Annotated in this window: 22 protein-coding genes and 2 tRNA genes; 16 read left to right on the plus strand and 8 right to left on the minus strand. The window is 69.9% G+C overall.

The genetic code is table 11. The annotated features are described in order from the left end of the window. The first annotated feature begins 108 nt into the window (after positions 1 to 108). From N0B31_RS18510 to N0B31_RS18520, 3 genes are all read left to right on the plus strand, one after another. On the plus strand, positions 109 to 1,089 hold the full coding sequence (locus N0B31_RS18510; RefSeq protein ID WP_260593092.1) for a replication factor C small subunit: 981 nt from the start codon (positions 109 to 111) through the stop codon (positions 1,087 to 1,089). 666 nt (positions 1,090 to 1,755) lie between these two features. After that, positions 1,756 to 4,545: an alanine--tRNA ligase gene (gene alaS / locus N0B31_RS18515; protein WP_260593093.1), complete on the plus strand. Its 2,790-nt coding sequence runs from the start codon at positions 1,756 to 1,758 to the stop codon at positions 4,543 to 4,545. A 122-nt stretch (positions 4,546 to 4,667) separates the two neighbouring features. Beyond that, complete coding sequence (locus N0B31_RS18520; protein ID WP_260593094.1) at positions 4,668 to 5,330, plus strand: helix-turn-helix domain-containing protein; 663 nt, start codon at positions 4,668 to 4,670, stop codon at positions 5,328 to 5,330. Positions 5,331 to 5,579: 249 nt separating this feature from the next. On the opposite strand, the gene N0B31_RS18525 is transcribed toward N0B31_RS18520, so the two are convergent. Continuing rightward, positions 5,580 to 6,686 carry an aminotransferase class V-fold PLP-dependent enzyme gene (locus N0B31_RS18525; protein ID WP_260593095.1) on the minus strand — a complete coding sequence of 369 codons (1,107 nt, stop codon included), beginning with the start codon at positions 6,684 to 6,686 and terminating at the stop codon, positions 5,580 to 5,582. Between the two features lie 80 nt (positions 6,687 to 6,766). Here N0B31_RS18525 and N0B31_RS18530 point away from each other — a divergent pair, with 80 nt between their 5' ends. The 4 genes from N0B31_RS18530 (at position 6,767) to N0B31_RS18545 (ending at position 11,499) form a co-directional block, all read left to right on the plus strand. Beyond that, positions 6,767 to 7,519, plus strand: coding sequence for an alpha/beta fold hydrolase (locus N0B31_RS18530; protein ID WP_260593096.1), 753 nt, complete (start codon positions 6,767 to 6,769; stop codon positions 7,517 to 7,519). A 78-nt stretch (positions 7,520 to 7,597) separates the two neighbouring features. After that, on the plus strand, positions 7,598 to 8,905 hold the full coding sequence (locus N0B31_RS18535; RefSeq protein ID WP_260593097.1) for an O-acetylhomoserine aminocarboxypropyltransferase/cysteine synthase family protein: 1,308 nt from the start codon (positions 7,598 to 7,600) through the stop codon (positions 8,903 to 8,905). 2 nt (positions 8,906 to 8,907) lie between these two features. Further along, on the plus strand, positions 8,908 to 10,119 hold the full coding sequence (metX, locus tag N0B31_RS18540) for a homoserine O-acetyltransferase MetX (RefSeq protein ID WP_260593098.1): 1,212 nt from the start codon (positions 8,908 to 8,910) through the stop codon (positions 10,117 to 10,119). A gap of 72 nt (positions 10,120 to 10,191) precedes the next feature. Further along, the gene (locus N0B31_RS18545; protein ID WP_260593099.1) at positions 10,192 to 11,499 is read left to right on the plus strand and encodes an O-acetylhomoserine aminocarboxypropyltransferase/cysteine synthase family protein; all 1,308 of its coding nucleotides are present in this window, start codon (positions 10,192 to 10,194) and stop codon (positions 11,497 to 11,499) included. A 13-nt stretch (positions 11,500 to 11,512) separates the two neighbouring features. Here the strand turns inward: N0B31_RS18545 and N0B31_RS18550 are convergent, their stop codons facing one another. The 3 genes from N0B31_RS18550 to N0B31_RS18560 form a co-directional block, all read right to left on the minus strand. Next, the gene (locus tag N0B31_RS18550; RefSeq protein ID WP_260593100.1) at positions 11,513 to 11,761 is read right to left on the minus strand and encodes a hypothetical protein; all 249 of its coding nucleotides are present in this window, start codon (positions 11,759 to 11,761) and stop codon (positions 11,513 to 11,515) included. Positions 11,762 to 11,842: 81 nt separating this feature from the next. Then, complete coding sequence (gene serB, locus N0B31_RS18555) at positions 11,843 to 12,475, minus strand: phosphoserine phosphatase SerB (protein ID WP_260593101.1); 633 nt, start codon at positions 12,473 to 12,475, stop codon at positions 11,843 to 11,845. 524 nt (positions 12,476 to 12,999) lie between these two features. Next, on the minus strand, positions 13,000 to 15,708 hold the full coding sequence (locus tag N0B31_RS18560; protein WP_260593102.1) for an efflux RND transporter permease subunit: 2,709 nt from the start codon (positions 15,706 to 15,708) through the stop codon (positions 13,000 to 13,002). Positions 15,709 to 15,839: 131 nt separating this feature from the next. On the opposite strand from N0B31_RS18560, the gene N0B31_RS18565 reads away from it, so the two are divergent. From N0B31_RS18565 to N0B31_RS18575, 3 genes are all read left to right on the plus strand, one after another. After that, the gene (locus tag N0B31_RS18565; protein ID WP_260593103.1) at positions 15,840 to 16,220 is read left to right on the plus strand and encodes a Rid family detoxifying hydrolase; all 381 of its coding nucleotides are present in this window, start codon (positions 15,840 to 15,842) and stop codon (positions 16,218 to 16,220) included. A 1-nt stretch (position 16,221) separates the two neighbouring features. Beyond that, complete coding sequence (locus N0B31_RS18570) at positions 16,222 to 16,428, plus strand: DUF7981 family protein (protein WP_260593104.1); 207 nt, start codon at positions 16,222 to 16,224, stop codon at positions 16,426 to 16,428. Between the two features lie 27 nt (positions 16,429 to 16,455). After that, positions 16,456 to 16,536, plus strand: a tRNA-Ser gene (locus N0B31_RS18575). 172 nt (positions 16,537 to 16,708) lie between these two features. Here the strand turns inward: N0B31_RS18575 and N0B31_RS18580 are convergent. Next, positions 16,709 to 17,293, minus strand: a complete 585-nt coding sequence (locus N0B31_RS18580) for a DUF2391 family protein (RefSeq protein WP_260593105.1) — start codon at positions 17,291 to 17,293, stop codon at positions 16,709 to 16,711. A 142-nt stretch (positions 17,294 to 17,435) separates the two neighbouring features. Here N0B31_RS18580 and N0B31_RS18585 point away from each other — a divergent pair, with 142 nt between their 5' ends. Both N0B31_RS18585 and thsB read left to right on the plus strand, forming a co-directional pair. Continuing rightward, positions 17,436 to 17,951, plus strand: a complete 516-nt coding sequence (locus tag N0B31_RS18585) for a hypothetical protein (RefSeq protein ID WP_260593106.1) — start codon at positions 17,436 to 17,438, stop codon at positions 17,949 to 17,951. A gap of 190 nt (positions 17,952 to 18,141) precedes the next feature. Beyond that, a complete protein-coding gene (gene thsB / locus N0B31_RS18590; protein WP_368389201.1) occupies positions 18,142 to 19,824 on the plus strand; it encodes a thermosome subunit beta in 1,683 nt (560 codons plus the stop codon). Between the two features lie 244 nt (positions 19,825 to 20,068). Here thsB and N0B31_RS18595 read toward each other — a convergent pair whose 3' ends face one another. Beyond that, complete coding sequence (locus N0B31_RS18595; protein ID WP_260593107.1) at positions 20,069 to 20,959, minus strand: hypothetical protein; 891 nt, start codon at positions 20,957 to 20,959, stop codon at positions 20,069 to 20,071. A 72-nt stretch (positions 20,960 to 21,031) separates the two neighbouring features. Continuing rightward, positions 21,032 to 21,922, minus strand: coding sequence for a hypothetical protein (locus N0B31_RS18600; protein WP_260593108.1), 891 nt, complete (start codon positions 21,920 to 21,922; stop codon positions 21,032 to 21,034). 143 nt (positions 21,923 to 22,065) lie between these two features. Here N0B31_RS18600 and N0B31_RS18605 point away from each other — a divergent pair, with 143 nt between their 5' ends. Continuing rightward, positions 22,066 to 23,070: an ornithine cyclodeaminase family protein gene (locus N0B31_RS18605; protein WP_260593109.1), complete on the plus strand. Its 1,005-nt coding sequence runs from the start codon at positions 22,066 to 22,068 to the stop codon at positions 23,068 to 23,070. A gap of 15 nt (positions 23,071 to 23,085) precedes the next feature. Here N0B31_RS18605 and N0B31_RS18610 read toward each other — a convergent pair whose 3' ends face one another. Continuing rightward, positions 23,086 to 23,343 (minus strand): DUF7535 family protein, encoded by a 258-nt coding sequence (locus N0B31_RS18610; protein ID WP_260593110.1) that lies wholly within the window; start codon positions 23,341 to 23,343, stop codon positions 23,086 to 23,088. 85 nt (positions 23,344 to 23,428) lie between these two features. Here N0B31_RS18610 and N0B31_RS18615 point away from each other — a divergent pair, with 85 nt between their 5' ends. The 3 genes from N0B31_RS18615 (at position 23,429) to N0B31_RS18625 (ending at position 24,370) form a co-directional block, all read left to right on the plus strand. Then, positions 23,429 to 23,806 (plus strand): YccF domain-containing protein, encoded by a 378-nt coding sequence (locus tag N0B31_RS18615; protein ID WP_260593111.1) that lies wholly within the window; start codon positions 23,429 to 23,431, stop codon positions 23,804 to 23,806. A gap of 41 nt (positions 23,807 to 23,847) precedes the next feature. Next, a tRNA-Arg gene (locus N0B31_RS18620) sits at positions 23,848 to 23,922 on the plus strand. A gap of 181 nt (positions 23,923 to 24,103) precedes the next feature. Beyond that, complete coding sequence (locus N0B31_RS18625; RefSeq protein WP_260593112.1) at positions 24,104 to 24,370, plus strand: hypothetical protein; 267 nt, start codon at positions 24,104 to 24,106, stop codon at positions 24,368 to 24,370.

Below are 24,370 nucleotides of genomic sequence, written 5' to 3' on the forward strand. Positions count from 1 at the left end.
ACAATTCACGCGAGTGTGACACACACCCGCGAGACAGTCGGTGTCGGCAGGGGAGAACGGCGACGGCCTCTCGGGGGGTTTATCAACGGACGGGGCATCCCTCAGAACATGAGCGAGGCCGCCGAGAGCGAGGGGAGCCGGGGCCGTGAGGTGTGGATCGAGAAGTACCGCCCGCAGACGCTCGAGGACGTGGTCGGCCACGAGAACATCACCGAGCGCCTGGAACACTACATCGCCAAGGACGACCTGCCGCACCTGCTGTTCGCGGGGCCGGCAGGCGTGGGCAAGACCACCTCCGCGGTGGCCATCGCCAAGTCCATCTACGGCGAGGAGTGGCGCGAGAACTTCCTCGAGTTGAACGCCTCGGACCAGCGCGGTATCGACGTGGTCCGCGACCGCATCAAGAACTTCGCGCGCTCCTCGTTCGGCGGCTACGACTACCGCGTCATCTTCCTCGACGAGGCCGACGCACTCACGAACGACGCGCAGTCCGCGCTCCGCCGGACGATGGAGCAGTTCTCGAACAACACGCGGTTCATCCTCTCGTGTAACTACTCCTCGCGCATCATCGACCCCATCCAGTCGCGGTGTGCGGTGTTCCGCTTCTCCCCGCTGGGCGACGACGCCATCGCCCAGCAGGTCCGCATCATCGCGGACGCCGAGGGTATCGAGGTTACCGACGACGGCGTGGACGCGCTCGTCTACGCCGCCGGCGGCGACATGCGCAAGGCCATCAACGGCCTGCAGGCGGCGGCCGTCCTCGACGAGACGGTGGACGAGGACGCGGTGTTCGCCATCACCTCCACGGCCCGGCCGGAGGATATCAAGGAGATGGTCCAGATGGCGCTCGACGGGGAGTTCACGGCCTCGAGGGCGCGACTGGAGTCGCTGCTCGTCGACAGCGGTATCGCCGGCGGGGACATCATCGACCAGCTCCACCGGTCGGTCTGGGAGTTCGACCTGACCGAGCGACAGGCGGTGCGCCTGATGGAACGGGTCGGCGAGGCCGACTACCGCATCACGGCGGGGGCGAACGAGCAGGTGCAACTGGAGGCGCTGCTGGCGTCGCTGGCGCTGAACGAGGAGTAGTCCCCGCGAGCGAGCGGTTCACCGCCGCTGGACTCACTCGGTTCGTCCAGCGAGGTGCGCTCGTCGAATCCAGCGTGTTGCTGGAGCGGTGTGCCGAAGCCGCACCCGTCGGGAACAGGGTCTAGCTGAGCAGCAGCGCCACCGCCACGAAAAGCAGACCGACACTCGCCGGGAGCCACATCGGGACGGTCATCGGGTCGTAGGTACCGCCGAGCGCGGCGGCGGTGACGAGGACGAGGCCGGCGCCGACGACACCGCCGAGCGTGGCGACGAGCAGCCGTCGGGCCAGCCTGACGGTGCCGACGCGCCGGGGGGTGCGCGACGACGAACGTGGGGACGGCGACGACGCCCGCGACGCACGCGAAGAACGTCGCGGTGGAGCCGAACCAGACCGGGGGGTCGACGGCCGACCAGCGGAACGCGAGGGCCAGCGTCACCACCGTCGCGACGGCGGCGAGGCCAGCCAGCAGGAACGCCCGGCGGTGGCTCTCGCGCCCCCGACGGCCCCCCCCCCGACACCGACCCGTGACGGCATTGTCGAACAATGTCCTGTCACTGTGATAATCGTTTTCCCGCCGGTGCCGACGCTCCGCCTCGCTGCCGGCCGTGAGTCGGCGAGTCGAACCTTCGGAACCCTTTTTGACTGCGGTGGGCGAGTAACCGGTAATGAGCGACCTCACGTCGGAGTACCAACTCGAATACTTCCGGGAGGAGGGGTTCCACCGCAAGGAGTGCCCGGAGTGTGGGGACCACTTCTGGACACGTGACGAGGAGCGTGTCCTCTGCGGCGAACCGCCCTGCACGACCTACGACTTCATCGGCGACCCGGCGTTCGACGAGGAGTACAGCCTCACCGAGATGCGCGAGGCGTTCCTCTCGTACTTCGAGGCGAACGACCACGAGCGTATCGAGCCGTACCCGGTGGCGGCGAACCGCTGGCGCGACGACGTCCTGCTGACGCAGGCCTCTATCTACGACTTTCAGCCGCTCGTCACGTCCGGCCAGACGCCGCCGCCGGCCAACCCGCTCACCATCTCCCAGCCCTGCATCCGGATGCAGGACATCGACAACGTGGGCAAGACGGGCCGGCACACGATGGCGTTCGAGATGATGGCCCACCACGCGTTCAACACGCGCGAGGACGCCGAGGGGTACGCCTACCACGGCGAGGTCTACTGGAAGGACGAGACGGTCGAACTCTGTGAGGGCTTCTTCGAGGAACTCGGCGCGGACGTCGAGGACGTCACCTACATCGAGGACCCGTGGGTCGGTGGCGGCAACGCGGGCCCCGCCATCGAGGTCATCTACCGGGGGCTGGAACTGGCGACGCTCGTCTTCATGTCGATGGAGCAGGACCCCGACGGCGAGTACGAACTCAAGGACGGCAACCGCTACTCGCCGATGGACACGTACATCGTCGACACCGGCTACGGGCTAGAGCGGTGGACGTGGATGAGTCAGGGGACCCCCACCGTCTACGAGGCGGTCTACCCCGAGACCATCGAGTTCCTGAAGGAGAACGCCGGCATCGACCACACCGACGCGGAGGCCGACATCGTGCGCCGGGCCGCGACGCTCGCGGGCAACATGGACATCGACGAGGCCGAGGACCTGGAGACGGCGAGAGGGGACATCGCCGCCGAGTTGGGCGTCGACGTCGAGGAACTCCGCGCGCTGACCGAGCCGCTCGAGTCCATCTACGCCATCGCGGACCACTGCCGGACGCTCGCGTACATGCTCGGTGACGGCATCGTCCCGTCGAACGTCGGCACGGGCTACCTGACCCGGATGGTCCTCCGGCGCACCAAGCGACTCGCCGACACCGTCGGCGTCGACGCGCCGCTCGATGAACTGGTCGACATGCAGGCCGAGCGGCTGGGCTACCAGAACCGCGACACCGTGCGCGACATCGTCCGCACGGAGGTGGAGAAGTACCGCGAGACGCTCGACCGCGGCGGTCGGCGTGTTCGCCAGCTGGCCGAGGAGTACGCCGAGCGTGGCGAGCCCATCCCGCTCTCGGAGGTCGTCGAGCTGTACGACAGCCACGGCATCCAGCCGGACATGGTCGCGGAGATCGCCGCCGAGGTCGGTGCCGAGGTCGACGTGCCCGACGACTTCTACGGCCAGGTCGCGGCGCGCCACTCCGGCCCGGAGCACGAGGAGACGGCGGACCCGTTCGCCGACGTCCGCGAGCGGGTGGGCGAACTCCCCGAGACGGAGAAACTGTTCTACGAGGACCAGTCCCGAACCGAGTTCGAGGCCGTCGTGCTGGACGTGCTGGAGCGGGAAATCGACGGCGAGACGGCGTACGACGTGGTGCTCGACCAGACGATGTTCTACCCGGAGGGCGGTGGCCAGCCCGCCGACACGGGGACGCTCGCCACCGAGGACACCACCGTCGAGGTCACCGACGTGCAGGAGGTGGACGGCCGCGTGCTCCACCGCACCGACGAGTCGCCCGGCAAGGGCGAGTTCGTCACCGGGCAGATAGACGCGACGCGGCGCTCGCGGCTGATGGCCCACCACACCGCCACCCACATCGTGGGGCACGCCGCTCGGAAGGTGCTCGGTGACCACATCCGGCAGGCCGGCGCGCAGAAGGGCGAGGACCGCGCGCGCCTCGACGTGACCCACTACGAACGCGTCTCGCGCGAGGACGTGAAGGCCATCGAGCGGGTCGCCAACGACGTGGTCCGGGAGAACCTCGCGGTGAAACAGGAGTGGCTGGACCGCAACGACGCGCAGGCGAAGTACGGCTTCGACCTGTTCCAGGGCGGCATCCCGCCGGGGACGCAGGTCCGGGTCATCACCGTCGGCGAGGACGTGCAGGCGTGTGCGGGGACGCACGTCGGCCGGACGGGCGAGATCGGGACCATCAAGCTCCGCTCCACGGAGCGCGTGCAGGACGGCGTCGAGCGACTCGTCTTCTCCGCGGGCGACGCGGCCATCGAGGCGACCCAGCGGACCGAGGACGCGCTCTACGACGCGGCCGAGGTACTGGACGTCTCCCCCCCCGAGATGCCCGCCACGGCCGAGCGGTTCTTCGAGGAGTGGAAGGCGCGAGGCAAGCGCATCGAGGAGCTGAAAGAGCAACTCGCCGAGGCCCGCGCGCAGGGCGGCGAGAGCGGCGAGGAGGTGGTGGTCGGCGACGCCACCGCCGTCGTCCAGCGGCTCGACGCGGACATGGACGAACTCCGTGCCACGGCCAACGCCCTCTCCGAGGAGGGGAAGGTCGCGGTGCTCGGCTCCGGGCTGGACGGCGCGACGTTCGTCGTGAGCGTCCCCGACGGCGTCCCCATCAACGCGGGCGAGGTGGTCGGCCAGCTCGCCGCGAAGGTGGGTGGCGGTGGCGGCGGCCCGCCGGACTTCGCGCAGGGTGGCGGCCCGGACGTGGCGGCGCTCGACGACGCGCTGGCCGAGGCGCCGGACGTGCTGAAGCAGGTGCTCGAGGCGTAGTCCGGTCCGTCCGCGGACGACGTTCCATCGGCCCGGAAGCTCACTCGCGAGGGAGTCTACGGCTCGTCACCACGTTCGAAACCGCGCACACATTTGTACGAGTGATACCTACTCGGGGTGCAGTGACGGCCATCGCTGAACTGTCGTTCCCCACCGAGGCCTACCCGCTGGGCGAGGCGGTCCGGGTCCCGGAGGGAACGCGTGTGGAACTGGAACGACTGGTCCCCACGGGCGAGGGTGTACTCCCGTACCTGTGGGTGTGGAGCGAGACCCCCGACCGGTTCGTCGCCCACCTCCGGGCACAACCGGCGGTGGACGACGTTGCGGTGGTCTATCGCGACGCGGGCGACGTGCTCATCCGCGCCGGCTGGCAGCTGGCGCCGGGGACGCTGTTGCACTTCCTCGCTGGCGAGGACGTGGCGCTGGTCTCGGCGACGGGGACGGCCGACGGGTGGGTGGTCGAACTCCGGAGCGAACGTGACGTGTTGCGCCGCATCGAGAGGTTCTGCCGCGAGCGGGCCATCGAGATGACGCTCCGCCGGGTGTACGAGGCGACGGCACTCGAGGCGCTCGAGCGGGAACCGAGCGGCACGCCGGAGGGGCTGACGCGGCTCCAGCACGAGACGCTGGTGCGGGCGCTGGAGGCGGGCTACTTCGAGGAGCCACGCGAGGTGACCCTGGAGGAGCTGGCCGCGGACCTCGGCGTCTCGTCGCGGGCCGTCTCGCGGCGCCTCCGGCGCGGGGTCGCGAACGTCCTCCGGGGGTCGCTCATCGGGGAGCGGTAGCGGGGCGTCGTCGCGCTCGGTCGCCGGACGTTCGCTATCGAACGGGGGAACATAAGCCCGGAACCGGCGTCGGGTAGAGCGGTGGCCGGCGTCCACCACGGCCCGACCGACGGTGGGTCTCGGACGCGGTCTCGAGTAGCACCACACTCTCCCTGGCTGTCGACACGGCGTCGACCCGCCACGGTCGCTGCCGCTTGTCACTCGGCGTCGGATATCACGTGCGTCGTGGACCGGCCACGAAACGGCGGCTCAGTCGTCCAGTCCCGCCAGCAGCGCGTCCACGTCGTCCTCGGTGTTGAAGACGTGGAGCGACGCCCGGACCGTGTCCGGGCGCGGGAGCGCGCGGACGACGACCCCTCGCTCGGCGAGTCGCTCGACCGTCGCCTCCGCGTCGTCCACCTCGAACGCGACGAGTCCGGACTCGAACTCGCGCGGCGAGACGAGTCGGTCGGCGGGCAGACCGTCTTTCAGCTGTTCGGTCAGGCCCCGGATGTGCTCGCGCACCGCGTCGAGGCCGAGTTCGTCGTGGACGTCGAGCGCCTCGCGGAGCGCGGCGTAGGGGGCCAGTGACTGGGTGCCGACCTCCAGCCGTCTCGCCCCCGCGTGGAAGTCGAGCGGGACCGCCTGCTTGTCCTCGACCGAGCGGTAGCCGACGTGTCGCGGCCGGACCCGGTCGACGACGGACTCGTCGACGAAGCAGAAGCCGGCGCCCCACACCCCGAGCAGCCACTTGTGGCCGGCCGCGGTGACGAAGTCGGCGCCCCACGCCTTCGGGTGGACCCGGGCCTGCCCGGGTGACTGGACGGCGTCGACGAGCGCGAGGGCACCGTGTTCGTGCGCCACGTCGCAGGCCCGCCTGACGTCCAGTTGTGTGCCGTGGATCCACGAGATGCTGTTGAGACAGAGCAGGTCCGCTCCCTCGAGGGCCGTCTCGAGGGCGTCGTAGTCGAGGTGGCCCCCCGGCGCGGGCACCTCGCGCACCTCGACACCGCGCTCCGCCAGTCGGGCCCACGGGAGGATGCCGGCGGGGTGTTCGAGGTCCGTGCGGACGACCACGTCGCCCTCGTTCCAGTCCAGCGCGTTGGCGATGCGGGAGATGCCGTCGGCGGTCGACCCGCAGAGCGCCACCTCGGACGGCGAGACGGCCATGTACTCGGCGAGTCGCTCGCGGGTGCGGTCGTAGGCGTCCCACGCCGAGGCGTAGGGGCCAGGGTCGACGGTCCACTCGCGCTCGTGGCGGGCCTGTTCCTCCCGGGCGGCCTGGAGCACGCGTTCGGGGGCGGGGCCGGACGCCCCGGTGTTCAGGTAGACGGTGTCCCCGAGCGTCACGTCGGCACGGAGGTCCGCGATGTCCATGGCCGGGCTACGACGGGGCGCTACAAGACTCTCGGGGACACGTCGGGAGGGTTTTGCCGGGAGGCCACGTCGCTCCCGGCATGCACGTATCCGTCGACGGGGCACGAGTCCACTACGGGAGCGTCGGGGCCGGTGACCCGGTGGTCCTGCTGGGCGAGGCCGGGTTCGGCCCGTGGCAGTGGGGCTGGCAACACGACGCGTTCGCGGGGCCGTACCGCGTCCTCACCCCGTCGCCGCGGGGCCACGGCGACTCGACCGGCAGCCCCGACTCGGTGGCGACGCTGGCGGGCGACCTCGACGCCGTCCTCGCCCACGCGGACGTCGACCGCGCCCACCTCGTCGGCTTCGGCCTCGGGGGGGTGACCGCGCTCCACTACGCCCGCGAGTTCGGCCGCGCCCGCACCCTGACGCTCGTCGGGACGGCCCCTCGCGGCGAGGCGGTCGACGCCGACGCGTTCCGGGCGCTGTTCGCGGACCCGGCGGACCTCTCGGGGCTGTTCACCGACGCCTTCCGGGTGGCCCGCCCGGACCTCTGCGAGCAGGTCGCGGGGTGGCGCCGGGAGGAGGACGCCGAGCCGTCGGTCCGAGCGGCAGCGCTCGACGCCTGCCGCGCGTTCGACGCGGGGCCGCTCTACGAACTCACGACGCCGACGCTGGTCCTGCACGCCGTCGACGACCCGGTGGTCCCGATGGCGGTCAGCGCGGAACTCGGTGACGGCCTGCCGAACGGCCGGTTCGAGGCGGTGGCGGGCCGTCGGCTGGCACACGCCGAGTTCTCGGCGGCGGTGAACGACGAGGTGCTGGGGTTCCTCGAGGCGCACCCGCTGGACTGAGCGGTGTGTCACTCCATCGCTCTCAATTCTTGCCGTAACTCGTGGTTATAGAATACTTCGAGTATATGCACGGGACACATGAACGAGCGGAACGACACCGACGGGTACGGGTTCGGGACACGCTGTGTCCACACGGGACAGTCCCGTGACCCGACCACCGGGGCCGCCGGCGTACCGATACACCAGACCTCCTCGTACGAGTTCGAGGACGCCGACACGGCCGCGGACCTCTACTCCCTCGACCAGCTCGACCACGTCTACTCGCGCATCTCGAACCCGACCGTGAACGTCCTCGAGGAGCGCCTCGCCGCGCTCCACGGCGCGGCGGGCGCCGTCGCCACCGCCAGCGGGATGGCCGCGCTCGACGCCTGCACCACCCTGCTCGCGGAGGCGGGCGACAACGTCGTCACGGCCGCCTCCATCTACGGCGGCACCACCTCCTACCTCAACAACACCGCCTCGCGCCGGGGGGTCGAGGCACGGTTCGTCGACACGCTGGACCCCGACGCCTACGCCGCGTCCATCGACGAGGACACCGCCTACGTCCACTACGAGACGGTCGGGAACCCCTCGCTCGTGACGCCGCCGATGGAGGCCATCGCGGAGGTGGCCCACGAGCGCGGCGTCCCCGTCGTCGTCGACAACACGTTCGCCACGCCCGCGCTCTGCCGGCCCTTCGAACACGGCGCGGACGTCGTCTGGGAGTCCACGACCAAGTGGATCCAGGGCTCGGGCACGACCGTCGGCGGGATCCTGCTGGAGTCGGGCGACTTCCCGTGGGCCGACCACCCGGAGAAGTACCCCGAGGTGGGCGGCGAGAACCCGGCGTTCCACGGGAAGAACTTCGCCGAGGCGTTCGGCGAGCGGGCGTTCACCGTCGCCGCCCGCAATCGAGCCGTGCGGTCGCTCGGCGACCAACAGAGTCCGTTCGACGCGTGGGCGACCCTGCAGGGCCTCGAGACGCTCCAGTTGCGGATGGCGCGTCACTCCGCCAACGCCCGGCGGGTGGCGAGCTATCTCGACGACCACCCGCAGGTGGCGTGGGTGGCCTCCCCCGGCCTCGAGTCCCACGAGACCCACGACCACGCGAGCCGGTATCTCGACGACTTCGGCGGCATGGTCGCGTTCGGGCTGGAGGGTGGCTTCGAGGCGGGCAAGCGCCTCTGCGACGAGGTCGAGTTGATAAAGTTCCTCGCCAACATCGGGGACGCGCGCTCGCTGGTCATCCACCCGGCATCCACGACGCACGCCCAGTTGAGCGAGGCGGAGCAGCGCGCCGCGGGGGTCAGCCCCGACCTGCTCCGGTTCAGCGTCGGCATCGAGGACCCCGAGGACATCGAGGCGGACCTCGAACAGGCTATCACTGCGGCCCACGGAGACCGATAGCGATGCCGGAACACACCCGCGACACCGCGTCGCTCGGCGACTTCGAGTTCCAGTGTGGGGAGTCGGTGCCGGACCTCGAACTCGCCTACGAGACGTACGGCGAGTTCGACGGTGACAATGCGGTCCTCGTCTGTCACGCCCTGACCGGGAGCGCACACGTCGCCGGCGCACGCCGTCGGGGCGGCACCAGCGGGCAGGCCGCGGCGTGGTGGGACGACATCGTCGGGCCGGGCAAGGCCATCGACACGAACGAGTACTACGTGGTCTGCGCGAACGTCCCCGGCTCCTGCTACGGTTCCTCCGGCCCCACGAGCGAGCACCCCGAGACGGGCGAGCCGTGGGGTGTCGAGTTCCCCGCGGTCACCGTCGGTGACTGGACCGAGGCCCAGCGGCTGTTGCTGGACGAACTCGGGGTCCCGCACCTCCACGCCGTCGTCGGCGGGAGCGTGGGCGGCATGAACGCCATCGAGTGGGCCAAGCGACACCCCGACCACGTCGACCGGGTGGCGGCCATCGCCGCCGCCGAGCGCCTCGACCCGCAGGGCCTCGCGCTGGACGCCATCGCCCGGCGCTGCATCACCACCGACCCGAACTGGCAGGGCGGGGAGTACTACGGCGGGCCGGAGCCGACGAACGGGCTGGCGCTGGCGCGACAGATCGGCCACGTCATGTACCTCTCGAAGTCGTCGATGGAGGACAAGTTCGGCCGCCGCTCGGCCGGGATGGACGCGGTGCGCGACGCGTTCCCGTCCGACCCCGCGGCCGGCTTCTTCCCCTACCGCGACGTGGAGTCGTACCTCGACTACCAGGGCGAGAAGTTCGGCGAGCGGTTCGACGCCAACGCGTACCTCTACCTCACGCGCGCGATGGACAACTACGACCTCGCGTCGGGCTACGAGTCCGGCGCGGACGCGCTCGCCGCCTTCTCGGGCGAGTCGCTCGTCGTCTCGTTCACCGGCGACTGGCACTTCACCGTCGAGCAGAACGAGGAACTCGCGGGGTCGTTCCGGCGCGCGGGTGCGGACACCGCGCACCACGTCGTCGAGTCGGGCCACGGCCACGACGCGTTCCTCGTCGAACCGGACCGCCTCGGCCCGCCGCTCGCGGACTTCCTCGACGACGGCGTCGACGGCCGCGCGGTCACCGACACCCGCGAGGAGGACGAGGACGAGAGCGAGTTCGCGCCCGTCCACACGAGCCTGTTCTCGGACTGACGGCGTCACCGACACCCCACAGGGCTTACCGCGGTATGGTAGATTGAAACGTGCGCACCGTGAGGGGCCGGTATGGCAGACGACAACGCTGACGACGGCCAGCGACGGTTCGAGACCAACGCGCTCCACGCCGGGCAGGAACAACCCGATCCGGCGACGGGCGCCCGCGCACCGCCCATCTACCAGACCACCTCGTACGTGTTCGAGGACGCCGACCACGCCGCGCGGCTGTTCGCGCTCGAGGAGGCCGGCAACATCTACTCGCGGCTGATGAACCCGACGAACGCGACGCTCGAGAAGCGCCTCGCCACGCTCGAGGGCGGGGTCGGAGCGCTCGCCACGGCCAGCGGGATGGCCGCGCTCAACCTCGCGACGTTCATGCTCGCCGAGGCGGGCGACAACGTCGTCACCGCCTCCTCGCTCTACGGCGGCACCTACACCTACTTCACCCACACCGCCCCGCGCCGTGGCGTCGAGGCGAGGTTCGTCGACACGCTCGACTACGACGCCTACGAGGAGGCCATCGACGAGGACACGGCCTACGTCCACTGCGAGACCATCGGCAACCCGGCGCTCGTCACGCCGGACCTCGAACGCCTCGCCGACATCGCGCACGACAACGGTGTCCCGCTGTTCGTCGACAACACGTTCGCCACGCCCGCGCTCTGCTCGCCCATCGAGCACGGCGCGGACCTGACGTGGAGTTCGACGACGAAGTGGATCCACGGCCACGGCACCACCGTCGGTGGCATCCTCGTCGACGGCGGGTCGTTCCCGTGGGCCGAGCACGCCGAGAAGTTCCCCGAGATCGGCGCCGAGAACCCGGCCTACCACGGCGTCAACTTCTCCGACCGGTTCGGCGACGCGGCGTTCACCTACGCGGCGCTCGCGCGTGGCCTGCGTGACCTCGGGAACCAGCAGTCCCCCTTCGACGCGTGGCAGACGATGCAGGGCGTCGAGTCGCTCCCGATGCGGATGGAGCGCCACTGCGAGAACGCGATGGCCGTCGCGGAGTTCCTCGAGGACCACCCGGACGTGGCGTGGGTCACCTACCCCGGCCTCGAGAGCCACGAGACGCACGACATGGCCTCGAAGTACCTCGACGGCGGCTACGGCGGTATGATCGCCTTCGGCCTCGCCGGTGGCTACGACGCCGCGAAGACCACCGTCGAGTCGACGGAGGTGGCCAGTCTGCTGGCGAACGTCGGCGACGCCAAGACGCTCGTCATCCACCCGGCCTCGACGACCCACCAGCAGCTCACCGAGGCAGAGCAGGAGGCGGCGGGCGTCACCGCCGACATGGTCCGTCTCTCCGTGGGGACCGAGAACGTCGAAGACATACTCGCGGACCTGGACCAGGCCATCGCGCAGGCGAACTGAGAGCCGCGTCGCCTCAGGAGAACGGCCAGAACAGCGTCGTCAGGCCCACCACGAACGCGGCAGGGTAGGCCGGGCGAGCGAGCGAGAACTGGAGCACCCGGTCCGGGGTGACCTCCGACCCCGGTCCCACGCCGAGTGACGCGACGACGACCCACGCGGCCAGTAGCGCCGCGACGGCGCCACTGGTCCGGAGCGGGTGGCGGGACACCCAGCGGAGGGGGCCGCCGAACACCTTCAGACCGAGCCGTGACAGCAGACTCATCTGTCCGTGAGTGGGTCGTCGGCCGGCAAAAACCCGCGTCAGACGGGCGGACGACGCTCGCCGCCCGTGTCGCGCCCCGGTCTACAGGACGCCCTCGTCCGCGAGCAGGTCCTGTAGCTCCGGCATCGATGAGACGACCACGTCGCAGTGGGGCCGGACGGCCGGTTTCGGCTCGTAGCCGACCGCGAGCCCCGCGACCTCGAGCATCGGCAGGTCGTTCGCCCCGTCCCCGACGGCGACGGTGTCGGCCATCTCGACGCCCAGTTCCTCGGCGAGGTCCTCCAGCGCGTGGTCCTTCGTCCCCTCGATGAGCGGTCCCTCGGCGCGGCCGGTGAGGTGGCCGTTGCGCGAGACGAGGTGGTTGGCGACGATGGTGTCGACCTCGACGTCCTCGGCGGCGAGTGCGGCCTCCACGCCCCGGTCGAACCCGCCGGTGAGGATGGCGACGTGGTGGCCGGCCTCGCGGAGCGCCCGGACGACGTCGGCCGCACCGGGACGGAGCGAGACGGACTCGAAGGCGGCCTGCGCCTCGTCGTCGTCCAGTCGGAACAGCAGGTCCGCCCGCTCGTGCAGGCTCTCGGCGTACGATATCTCGTCGTTCATCGCCCGCTCGGTTATCTCGGCGATCTCGTCGGCGACGCCGTGGCGCTGGCCGAGGAGGACCATCATCTCCGAGTCCGAGAGCGTGCCGTCGAAGTCGAACGCGATGAGCATTACGTGGGCTGTCTCTCCCTGCCGGCTTGAATGGTGGCGATACCGCAACGGGTGGTTCGTGGGGTGTGGTTCGTGCTGCGATGTCTGTGACAACGAGCGGACTAGCGAGTCGCGGTCCACAGTGAACCGCACAGCGACCGCCCAGCAGAGCGACCGGTCGCGCCGACAGGCGCGACACGGCGGCCCCGGCCCACCCCCTGTCTGCGCCCCCGCTCGCTTTCGCTCGCGGCGGCCGCGCAGACCGCTGTGGTCTGCTCAGTCGAGCAGACGCTCCGGCGCGTGCGGTGAGCGGTGCCGGCTGGAGGCCGGCCCGCGAACGACTCCGCGCGGGGTCCTCACGAGGCCGGAGGTCGAGTGAGGGCTCGGCAGCGCAAGCGCTGCCGGTGGATGAGCGAAGCGAATCGGCCGAGGAGGCGTGTGGCTGTTGCCGAGCTGTGCGTTTCACTTCGTCCCGCGCTAGTCTCTCCACTCGGCTGGAACGAGTCCGGTTCCCCGCTCGCCCGACCCGAACTCCTCGTCGTCTCCTAGTCGTCCACGGACATCGGCTCGCGCTCGCGCGCCCGACTCGGACCGACCGCGACCCCACTCGGCCCGTACCGCCGGGTCCACAGCACGAGCAGCGACGGCAACACGACCACGCTCGCGAGGAACGAGTAGGCGATGGTGATGGCCGTGACGACGCCGAACTGCTGGAGGGGTTCGAGGATGGCGAACGCGAGCACGCCGACACCCACCACGTCCGTCACCGCGGAGCCGAGCAACGCCCCACCCGTCCCGAGCGCCGCGGTCTCGACGGCCTCGGCCGTCGACGCGCCCCCCTCGAGTTCCTGCACGTAGCGCTCGGTGACGTGGATGGAGTAGTCTACCCCGAACCCGACGGTGAACGAGGTGATGAGGGCCGTCATCACGTTGAACGGGACGCCGAGGAGGGCCATCGTCCCGAGGATCCACGAGACGGCGAACGTCACGGGGAGGATGGTCACCACCCCGAGCGAGGCGTGGTGGCCGGCTCGTCGGTAGACCGCGACGAGGAGGCCCAGCACCACCGCGAGCGTGATGGCGAGCGCCTGCGTCACCGTGTCGAGCAACTGCGTGGCGACGGCCTGGTTCTGGACGGGCTGACCGGTCGCGATGGCTCGCAGGCCGTCGCCCTGCACCGGGGTTGTGGCGTTGCGGACCTCGCTCGTGATGGTCGGCTCGCTCTCGGTGCCGTTCACGGGCGCCTTCACACGCAGGGCGACGTACTCGCCACCCCGCCGGTCGAGGACGGTCCGCGCGGCCTCGGGTTCGGCCGCGTAGAACGCGTCGTAGAGCGTCTCGAGGTCACGGTCCGGGACGCCGTCGCCGTCCTCGTCGCTGGCCTCGAGGGTGGCCGCGAACGACTCGTTCCGGTCGGCGACGGCGTGCATCATCGTCAGCGGCGAGCGGGTCGCGGGCCGGCCGTCGGGGAGGACCAGCGCCACCCCGGTGTCGTTGACGACGTCGCTGGCACGCTTCACGCGCCGGAGCGTGTCGGGTGCGGTCACCTCCCCGCGGACGAGTAGCTCGGTGTAGGTGCCGTCGTAGACGAACTCGTTGGCCTCGACGTAGTCGAGGTTCGCCTGCGCGGTGTAGTTCGAGGGCTGCATCGGCGTGGGCAGGTCGTCGGTCCACCCCGGCACGTCGCCGTCGTCGACGAGCAGGTCGTCCTGCTCGAACCGGTCCCCGACCTGCGTGGCGCCGTAGACGCCGCCCGCGGTGACGAGGAGGGTCAGCACGACGACGGCCCACGGGGTCGACCGGGCGAACGCGACAGGGACCGCGAGCAGGGTCCGCAACCGGCCCTCGGTGCCGAACGCGCGCCCGGTGCGGTCGTGGCCACGTGCCTCGAGGAACGTGTCGACCTCCACCTTCAGCGCGGGGAGGAACGCGCCGAAGACGACGAACGTGGCGAGGATACCTACCGCGCTCACGACGCCGAACGCCCGGATGGGGCCGACGCCGCTCGCGAGGTTCGAGAGGAACCCGGTCGCGGTGGTGAGCGTGACGAGCGCGAGCGCCGCGCCGACGCTCCCGACGGCGACGCGCATCGACGGGGCGACGCCGTCGCTCGGCTTCCCAGCTCCCGGCTCGCGGGTCGTCGCTGCGCTCCTCCCCGCTCGCTCGGACGGCGGCCCTCCCGGTGGTCGGGCCGCCCGTTCCTCTCGCTGCCGCATGAACACGTGGATGGCGTAGTCGATGGAGAGCCCCATCAGGAGGACGGGGACGGCGACGAACAGCTGGTTGAACGTGACGCCGGCCCAGCCCATGTAGCCGAACGTCCAGAGCAGGCTCGTCCCGACGCCGACAAGGGTGAGCGCGGCGTCGACGGCGTCACGGTAGGCGACCCCGAGCAGGAGGACGACCAGCAGCAGGGCGACGGGCCCGACGATGCGGAGCGAGTCGACCGACGAGCGCCGGAGCTCGTCGTTCACCATCCCGTCGCCGACGACGATGGCCTCGCGGTCCGGGCCGAGGTGGGCGTTCACCACCGCGCCGGCGGCGGTCTGTGCGGCGGTGAGGTTCTCCGGGTCGGTCTCCTCGTGGTGCGAGACGACGAACGCCGTCGCCGTCGCCGTCTTCTGGTTCGCCTCGTAGGTGGTCGGGACGAACGCGAAGCCGCCGCCGTCGGGCCACGTGTGGCTCACGTCCGAGAGGACCGTGCCGACGGCGTAGGAGGTGTAGCGCTGACGTTCGAGGTCGCTCAGCTCCCGGAGGGCGGCCGCCTGCGCGTCGAGCGAGGGACGTGGCTCCACGCGGACGTCGTCCACGTCGGTCTCCCGCTCGCGCTCGATGGCGACGACGGCGACGACGGTGGCGATGGAGAGCGGGCGCTGTTCGGGGTGGAGGGTCCGGGCCACCGTCTCGTTGGCTTCCAGCGCCCGCTGGGCCGCCACGTACTCGAGGTACGCCTCACGCGTGAGGACGTTCCGGTCGCGGCGCGGGGCGGTCTCCGGGAGCGTGGTCCGGACCACGACCAGACTCTGGGTGACGTTCGACTCGCCGCCGGAGAGGTTCGCCTCGACGTAGTCGGTGGCGTCGGCCTCGGCCGTGCCACCGCGGAACTCCTCGAGCGAGGTGGAGAGTTCGACGGCGGGGGCGCCCGCCCCGAGGACGAGCGTCGCCAGCAGGACGGCGACGAGGACCGGTCGCCGCCCCGCGCCGGTCACTGTCGCGGCCAGTCGGTCGAGCAGCCCTGTCCGGTCGTCGGTCACAGTTGTCCGTGGGTGCGGGTCGTGGGGGATAGGCCCGTTGCCGGGGTGGCCCGGCCGGTTTTGAACGGCCGGTCAGCGACTGCCCGCCACGACGGACCGGATTTATCCCCACGGCGACCGATTCGGCGGGCATGAAGGAGATTATCAGCACGAACGCGGCACCCGAGGCGGTCGGTGCGTACAGTCAGGCGACGAGCGACGGGTCGCTCGTGTTCACCGCCGGGCAGATTCCACTCACGCCGGACGGTGAACTGCTGGACGACGCGCCCATCGAGGCCCAGACCGAGCAGGCGCTGGACAACCTGATGGCGGTGCTCTCGCAGGCCGGTGCCGGGATGGAGGACGTGCTGAAGGTGACCGTGTTCCTCGCGGACATCGACGACTTCGACGCGATGAACGAGACGTACGCGGGCTACTTCGAGCGGGAGCCACCCGCCCGCTCGGCGGTGCAGGCCGGTGCGCTCCCGAAGGGGGTCGGCGTCGAGATCGAGGCGGTCGCGAGCGTGGAGTGAGGTGGAGCCGCGAACGAAGGCCAGTCTGCTCTGGGGCGTCGTCGGGGCGCTGACGTTCCTCGTCGGCATCCAGGGGTTTCGACTGGTGACCGGCGAGGGGGCGACGCTCCCGGTCGCGGTGGGCGTGGCCCTGCTCGTGGGGGTCACGGCGGCCGCGACGACGTACGTCCTCGACGGGCGCCTGCCCGGCCCAAAGGAACAGTCTTAAGCGGCGTAGTAGGTTAGTTCGGGACGAGCCGGGATGGCCGAGTGGTAAGGCGCACGCCTGGAAAGCGTGTTCCCTCTGGGATCGGGGGTTCGAATCCCTCTCCCGGCGCTCCTGCGGCGAACGACGTGAGCAGCGGAGCGTCCGCCGTGAGGGTTCGAACCAGGGAGGAGCTCGCTCTGACCGTGGTCACGGCGGTAGCCGTGACCCGACGACGGCTTCGCCGTCGGCGTGGTTCGAATCCTCTCCCGCCCCAACGACGTCGCGCTCACCACTGGAGTGCTCACGTCCCCGGCAGGACGTCCCCGAGAGAGGCACCGACGGCCATCACGATGGCGGTCACGGTGACCTGCCCAGCGGCCGTCAACGGTGTGGCCCACTCGACTCGTCCCCAGATCGTCATCAACACGAGTGCCATCACGCCTGCTATCGTCGGGATGCCCACCAGTCGGACGGGGACCACTCCCCAGAGGAGGTCCGCTTCGACCTTCTCGAACTCGACCGCGTGCAGGATCTCGTAGACCAGGACGAACCCGAACGCGACCGTGAGGGCGAAGAAGAGTGGGTTTCCCGCGATGAACCGGCCGATCTCGAGCGTTCCGTCCTCGACGATCATCGGCATCCCGAAGAGGAAGCTTCCGACGACGGCTTCCCCGACGTCACGGGAGTCGAACGAATCACTGAGTCGCCCGAGGAGAGGCGGCCGACGTGCGAGGCGGAGGACGCGCATCGTCTCACGCACCTGTTCTAGCTCTGCTGCAGAGTCGACGATACCCTCGAGTTCCTCCAGTTCCTCGTACACGTCTTCGACGTCGAACTCCTCGTCGGACGCGCTCGCGGCTGGTGAGTCCCGAGAACTGTGGCTCATGCTACACGGACGACACTGATTCGCTTAAACACAGGTCGAGGTCGGAGTGAGTACGCGTCCCCCCGATAACGCAGCGTGGCGGGTGGTGGCGGGACCGGCCGAACCACCCGGATTGAACTCACCTCCGCGAGAACGCCCCCGCATGCTCAGACGCCTTCGGGAGACCGGTCCGGTCGTCCTCGTCCCGGCCGCGTGGACGTTCGCCGTCCTCGCGCATGTCGGGACGCTCACCACACGGACCGTCCTCATCGCGCACGTCGTGATGACCGCCCTGCTCGTCGCGTTCCTCGTCCTCTCGTGGGCGGAGATGACCGAGGGCGTCCTGCGGGTGTGGCGGACGGTCATCGTCGTCGGCGTGCCCGTGACGCTCGCGGGTGTCGCCGGGTTGCTGATACGGCCGGGCGGCGCGCCCCTCCTCGCCATCGCGCTCGTGGGGTGGATGGTGGTGCCGGCGCTCGCGCTCGCCCGGACGGCGCCGATGCTCCCGAGCGAGGCGTCGGCCCGCATCGCCACCGTCGGCGGGGGGCTCTCGCTGCTGGGGGCTATCCTCTACGGCGCCGGGTGGTTCCTCTCCTCGCCGACGGTGACGCTGGTGGCGCTCGGCCTCGTCGGTGTCGGGCAGACCGCCGGCATCGCGGACGCCGTCTACCGCTACTGAGGTACTTATACCCTGCTCGGAGTGACCCGCTCGGGGAGGCTCCAGACTGGGTGTGTCAATGGGTCACAAACGCCGCGAACGGGTCGCTCGGTGGTGAATCCTGCCGCTTCACCCGCGGCGTCTGACACCTCGCTCGCGTCCGCGAATCCCAGACATTTATATAGAACCGCGGGCAAACTCTCTCCCGAACATGTCTCAGCGACGAATGCAGGGCCAGCCCATGATCATCCTGGGCGAGGACTCCCAGCGGATGAAGGACAAGGACGCCCAGAGCCACAACATCTCGGCCGCTCGCGCCGTGGCCGAGTCCGTACGGACCACGCTCGGGCCGAAGGGGATGGACAAGATGCTCGTCTCCTCGATGGGCGACGTCACCGTCACGAACGACGGCGTCACCATCCTGCAGGAGATGGACATCGACAACCCGACCGCGGAGATGATCGTCGAGGTCGCGGAGACACAGGAGGACGAGGCCGGCGACGGCACCACCACCGCGGTCGCCATCGCGGGTGAACTCCTGAAGAACGCCGAGGACCTCCTCGAGCAGGACATCCACCCGACGGCCATCATCAAGGGGTTCCACATGGCCTCGCAGAAGGCTCGCGAGGAGATCGACGACATCGCCGTCGACGTGGACACCGACGACGAGGAGATCCTGAAGAAGGTCGCCGGCACCTCGATGACCGGCAAGGGCGCGGAGCTCAACAAGGAACTGCTCGCGCAACTCATCGTCGACGCCGTGCAGGCCGTGACGGTCGAGGCGGACGACGGCACGAACGTCGTCGACCTCGACTACCTGAAGATCGAGACCCAGACCGGCCGCTCGGTCGGCGAGAGCGAACTGCTCGAGGGGGCGGTCATCGACAAGGACCCGACCCACCCCGACATGCCGAGCGAGGCCGAGGACGCGAACGTCCTCCTGCTCACCGAACCCATCGAGGTCGAGGAGACGGACGTCGACGCCGAACTCCAGCTCGACAGCCCGGACCAGCTCCAGTCGTTCCTCGACAGCGAGGAGGAGCGCCTGCGCGAGAAGGTCCAGCAGATCAAGGACACCGGCGCGGACGTCGTCTTCTGTCAGAAGGGCATCGACGACCTCGCCCAGCACTTCCTCGCGAAGGAGGGCATCCTCGCGGTCCGCCGTGTGAAGAAGTCCGACATCAAGTTCCTGAAGGAGGTCACGGGCGCGAACGTCGTCTCGGACCTCGACGAGGCCGAAGCGGCCGACCTCGGTGGCGCGAACGTCTCGCGTGACCCCGAGGACGAGATGTTCTACGTCGAGGGCACCGGCGACGAACCCCACGGCGTCACGCTCCTGCTGCGTGGCTCTACGAACCACGTCGTCGACGAACTCGAGCGCGGTGTCGGCGACGCACTGGACGTCGTCTCCCAGACCGTCGCGGACGGCCGCGTGCTGGCGGGCGGCGGCGCCGTCGAGGTCGAACTCGCCCGCCGCGTGCGCGACTACGCCGACTCCGTCTCCGGCCGCGAGCAGATGGCCGTCGAGGCGTTCGCCGACGCGCTCGAACTCGTCCCGCGCATCCTCGCGGAGAACTCCGGGCTGGACGCCATCGACACGCTCGTCGACCTCCGTGCGGCTCACGCCGAGGGCGACGTGCAGGCCGGTCTCGACGTCTACACCGGCGACGTGGTGAACACGTTCGACGCCGGCGTCGTCGAGCCCGCCCACGCCAAGGAGCAGGCGCTCTCTTCGGCCACCGAGGCCGCGAACCTGGTCCTCAAGATCGACGACATCATCGCCGCCGGTGACCTGAGCACCGAGGGCGAAGAAGAGGAGGGCGGCGCCCCCGGCGGCATGGGTGGCATGGGCGGCATGGGCGGTATGGGCGGTGGGATGGGCGGCATGATGTAAACCCACTTTTTGCACTTCACTCGCGGCCTTCGGCCGCTCGTTCAGGCAAAAACTTGGGGAAAAAGGCGCGGCGGGCGGGGGTGCTTGAAAACCGCCTCCGGCGGTTTTCAGCATCACGAGAGGCGCGGAGCGCCTCTCGGTCGACTCCGCCCCCACCCGCCGCGATGCGGTGGGCTAGCCCCACCGCGACCGCACCGCCACCGTGCTGCTTCCGCACCGCACACCGACCGACTGTCTTCTCTCTTCAGGGCGACGGCACCGAGCCACGCGACCCGCCGATGGACTCGTTGATGGCAGTCTCGTACCACTCGGGTCGCTCGACGGTGACGTCCCGGAAGTCGTAGCGCACGTCACGGGTCACCTCGACCGGTTCGCCGTCGAGCGTCGCGTCGAAGGTGAGCCGGTACCCACGTACCGCCCCCTCGTCCGTGACGGCGCCGACGAGCGTGAGGTTCCGTGGGTCCGCGAACCCCGTGGCGGCCGCGAGCGCGTCCGGTTCGGTCACGTCGGTCGCCTCGAACAGGTAGACGGTCTGGCCCGGCCGGTCGCCGGCCTGTCGCGCGGCGATCTTCGCGTCGACGCTGGCGAACACGACGTACAGGTCGAGCCACGGCTTCGGTCTGCGGAGGGAGTTGTAGAACCCGCTGCCCCCCGCGTACTGCTCGGACGGGAGGTAGATGTAGCGGACCGTGGTGTTGCCGTCGAGCTGGGTCGTCCGGGCACGTTCGACCATCTCCGTGCCGTTCGACCAGAACTCCGCGACGGTCGGCCGGTTGCCGACGATGCCTGTCCGTCCGCGGACCGAGAGGTTCGCCGTGAACGCCCCGTCGGGGACGACCGCAGCGCGCTGGCGCACCTCCCCGCGGACGGTGCCGTTGGCGTACGCGACGCGCCACTGGTGGACGAACGAGTGTTCGCGCGTCTCGACGGCGACGGCGTGGGCCCTGGCGAGCAGGAGCGGACTCGTGACGCCCTCCTCGGTCACCCCCGGTGCGAGCGTGCCGCCACCGGTGGGGGTGGCCGCCCCCTCCAGCGGCACCGCGGTCACGGTGGGTGTCTCCGCGCCGGGGTCGGTGGCAGCGAACCCACTGCATCCGGCCAGGAGGAGACACAGGACGACCGCGACCCCACGCATACCACGAGGTTCGGGTGCACGACACAAGACCCCTCGGCTCGGGGCTATCGAGGCGGTGGGCGACGGCGCCGCTCACTCGGAGCGAGTCGTCTCCGTCGTCGCGACCGTCCCGCCGAGGCCCGTCGCCGCCAGCGCCTCCCCGTACCACGGCGGCCGCTCGACGGGGGTGGTCCCCACGGCGACGTGTCGGACCGTGGTCCGGACCGCCACCGGCGTCCCGCGGAACTCGCGGGCCGTGTACGCGAGGTCCCAGCCCACGACGAGGCCGTCGGCCCGGACGTACAGCGAGACGGTCCCCGGCTCGGGGTCGAGCCCGAACGGTGACCCCGCCTCCCGGAGGCTGTCCGTGGTCGCGGTCAGGCGGTAGTCTGCCCCGGTGGGACCGTCCTCCCCGACGCGGGTCACGCGAGCCTCGTCGGCCGCGACGAGGAGGCTCAGGAACGACCGGCGGTAGGCGTCTTCCAGTGCGTGTGGGCCGCCGCGGCGGCGTTCCCCGGCGTAGGTCACGGTCCCTCCGCTGACCTCACGGGCCAGCACGACCGTCTCGCTCCACCGCTCGACGCTCCGGTTCCCGACCCGCGAGGTCCAGTACAGGCGGTCGCGCTCGGCAGCGACCGCCACCCGCTCGTCCAGTCGGACGACGGTCCCGTTCGGGTACTTCACCCGGACGACACGCTCGACGGTGAGGTTCCGGTCGGTGAGCGCGAGGCGGTGGGCCGACCCCAGTCCGATGGCGTCGACGACCCCCTCGGCGGTGACGCCGGGCGCGAGCTCCCCCCCGGCGGTCACGGTCGGCCCCCCCACGGGTGGTATCGTCCGGGTGGCCGTGGGCGTGAGGTCGGGGACGGGCGCGGGCGTGGCCGTCGCCGTCTCGGGGACGCGGTCGTCGGCCCCCGGCGTGGGCGCACCGCTGCACCCGGCGAGCACCAGCAGCGCCGCGATCAGCAGGACACGCCCCGTCACTGTCTCACGTGCGGGACCCGCGCGTGAAACGTTTGCGCTGCCGCGTGTCGACCCTCGTGTCGCCGCGACGACGGCTTTCCCACCCGCTCGCTGCCGCCGCCGAACGGGTACGCTTAATCCACCTCGTGCAAGATTTGCCTCACATGGCCGAGCACGAAACCCTGCTGTTGAACCCGCAGGACGTCACCGACAACGCGAAGATGGGGGAGGTGATCCGGGCCGTCGAGGACGCGTTCGCCGCCTACGAGCGGGGGGACGCCCAGATGCCCGCGAAGTCCTACATCGACCTGCCGCAGTACAACGGCGACTTCCGGTCGATGCCCGCCTACCTCGAGGCCGAGGACTGGGACGCCGCCGGCATCAAGTGGGTGAACGTCCACCCGGACAACCCCGAGGACTACGACCTCCCGACCGTGCTCGGGACGATGGTCTACTCCGACCCGCGCAACGCCGTCCCGCTGGCCATCATGGACGGGACGACGCTCACGCGACTCCGGACGGGGGCCGCGGCTGCAGTCGCCACGAAGCACCTCGCCGTGGAGGACGCCACCTCGCTCGGTATCGTCGGCGCGGGCGTCCAGTCCTACACGCAACTGGAGGGCATATCGCAGGTCCGGCCCATCGAGGAGGTCGTCGTCTCCGACGTGAGCGAACGGGCCGTCGCGAAGTTCATCGACCGCTTCGAGGACGAGTTCGACGTCCGCGCCGGCTCTATCGACGAGGCCGCCTCGTGTGACGTGCTCTCGACGGTGACGCCGGTGGAAGAGCCCATCGTCTCTCGCGAGATGGTGGGCGAGCACACCCACGTCAACGCGATGGGGGCGGACGCCGAGGGGAAACACGAACTCGCCGACGAACTCCTGCTCGCCGCGAAACTCGTCATCGACGACTACACCCAGACCACTCACTCCGGCGAGATCAACGTCCCGTGGGCCGCCGGCGTGCTCGACGACGAGGACATCTACGGCGAACTCGGGCAGATCGTCGTCGGCGAGCGGCCGGGGCGCGAGGCCGCGGACGGTGTCACGGTGTTCGACTCGACCGGCCTCGCCATCCAGGACGTGGCCGCCGCTCACGTCGTCTACGAACACGCCGAGGAGAAGGGGAACGGCTACCCGTTCCAGCTGGTCGACTCGCGACTGCGGTAGGCGGTCACGAGCGTCTCAGGCGGCCGGGCGGCGTCCTCTGCGGGGTTCATCGCTCTCGTCGCTCACGGTGCGGCGGACGACGGCGACGCCCTTGCTCACCAGCCAGATGACCGCGAAGATGGGGAGCAGCGGGATCAGCAACACCAGCATGAGGCCGGCCATCAGCAGGCCGAACCCGTGCATCTCGTTGTCTGGACGCATCCCGGCGGACTCGCTGACGGTCCGGAGCGGTTCGGGGAGTTTCGGGGTGGAGCCGGTACTGTCGATACTCATGCCTCCCTCTACGCGCGCCGAGGACATAGCCATACACCTGTCGCGGGCCAACACCGCTTTGGCCACTCGTGGCCTCCGGTCGGACATGGCACAGCGTCCGTTCCTCGTCCGTGCGCTCTGGTTCGTCCTCGTCGGCTGGTGGCTCACGCCCCTCGTCGTCAACATCGCGTGGGCGCTCAACGTCACCGTCGTCCTCATCCCGCTCGGCATCAAGCTCATCAACCTCGTCCCGACGGCGCTCACGCTGGCCGAGCCCCGGTCGCTCGCGGCACCCGACGAGGGCCGTGGCCAGCGCTCGCTGTTCGTCCGAGCCGTCTACTTCGTGCTCGTCGGCTGGTGGCTCTCGTTCCTCTGGGCGAACGTGGCGGCGTTCTTCGCGCTCACCGTCATCGGCCTGCCGGTGGCGTTCTGGATGTTCAACCGGCTGCCGTTCGTCACGTCGCTGTACCGGTTCCACGGCTGACCCGGACGGTTCTTGTGGGAGGCGCCGGTACGAACGTCTGAGGGCACGTAGCTCAGCTAGGACAGAGCGTCGGACTTCTAATCCGATGGCCGTGGGTTCGAATCCCACCGTGCTCGCTCCCGCGCATACGATGGCGGATTGCACATACGGAGCCGGGTTCAGGGTCGAATAAGCCCTGAATCACACGTGGTGTCCGTCATCTGGTGGGTTGCCAATCGATTAACCGTCCGTAGTCCCGTGATTCTGTTAGATATTGTAGCCGTAGATACTAGTAACCTCGCCTCCTCACCTTACCATATGAGTGATGAAATTGACGCACTGGAGAAAATGGCAGAAGCTTGGGTCTTCATGGCAAAGGCAGAAACCCGACTTGCGGAAGCAGGCAAAGCAACTGACAACGACTACACGCACCAGAATCTCGTCTCGATGCACAAGGATATGAAACAGTCTGGACTCAACCTCCGCAAAGCTCTGGAGAACTCTCACAAAGGGGAGAAGCTGCTTGAGGAAGCCAGTGCGGAAATTGCTGAATGGGACGATATGGAAATGTCTGACGACGAGTAG

Source organism: Salinirubellus salinus (assembly GCF_025231485.1).
Classification (GTDB): Archaea; Halobacteriota; Halobacteria; order Halobacteriales; family Haloarculaceae; genus Salinirubellus; species Salinirubellus salinus.